1 protein-coding gene is annotated in these 989 nt (G+C 69.9%); it reads left to right on the top strand.

The annotated features are described in order from the left end of the window. The coding region (locus AC0KUR_RS37965; protein ID WP_473377400.1) for a sensor histidine kinase at window positions 1-989 on the top strand (989 nt) is incomplete at both ends.

A 989-nucleotide genomic window follows, 5' to 3' on the forward strand; every position in this document is an offset into this window, starting at 1 on the left:
TTCGATTCGATCCCCGATGCGGCGCTGCCGCTCGCGATCCACCGGCGGCTCGAGCACGAGCGCATGCATACGAGTTTCTACGGGCTGTTCGACGCGGCCGGGCATCGCGTGGCCGGCGACATCGCGACGCTGCCCGCGCTACGCACGGATCGCGACGGCCGCACGCTGAACCGCACGCTCGCGCCGCTTGACGGCCAGCCCGCGCCGATCACGCGCGCGATGGCCGTGCGCCGCGACAACGGGATGACGCTGGTCGTCGCGCGCGACCTGTCGCATTTCATCCAGATTCGCGATGTCGCGATCCGCGGGCTCGTGATCGGCGGCGTGATGATCCTGATCGCGGGCATCGCGGGCGGCAGCATGCTCGGCATGCGGCAGATGCGCCGCGTTGCCGCGATCCGGCGCGTCACGCGGCAGATCGCCGAAGGCAATCTCGGCAAGCGGCTGCCGGTTGGCCGCTACGACGAACTCGATCTGCTCGCGCATCTCGTGAACCACATGCTCGACGAGGTCGAGCGGCTGATGGGCGAGGTGCGCCATACCTGCGACGGCATCGCGCACGACCTGCGCACGCCGCTCGCACGCGTGCATACGATGCTGGCGCGGCTGGCCGACCAGCCGTTCTGCGCGGACGATCCTGCGTCGGCGGCACTGCTGGCGTCCGCGCGCGACGAAACCGACCGGCTGCTCGAACGCTTTCGCGCGATGCTGCGCATCTCGGAGATCGGCACGCTGAGCCGGCGCGGCGGTTTTGCGGCGGTCGACGTCGCGGCGTTGCTGCGCGACGTGTGCGACCTCTACGAGCCGCTGGCCGAAGCCGTCGACGTGTCGTTCGAACTCGATGCCGCACGCGTCGACGGCATTCACGGCGACCGCGCATTGCTGTTCGAGGCGTTCAGCAATCTCGCGGACAATGCCATCAAGTTCACGCCGCCGGGCGGGCGCGTGCACGTCGTGCTCCACACGACGCCGAACGGCCCGCTCGTCCG

The sequence above is a fragment of the Burkholderia sp. YHN3-13 genome, assembly GCF_055810675.1.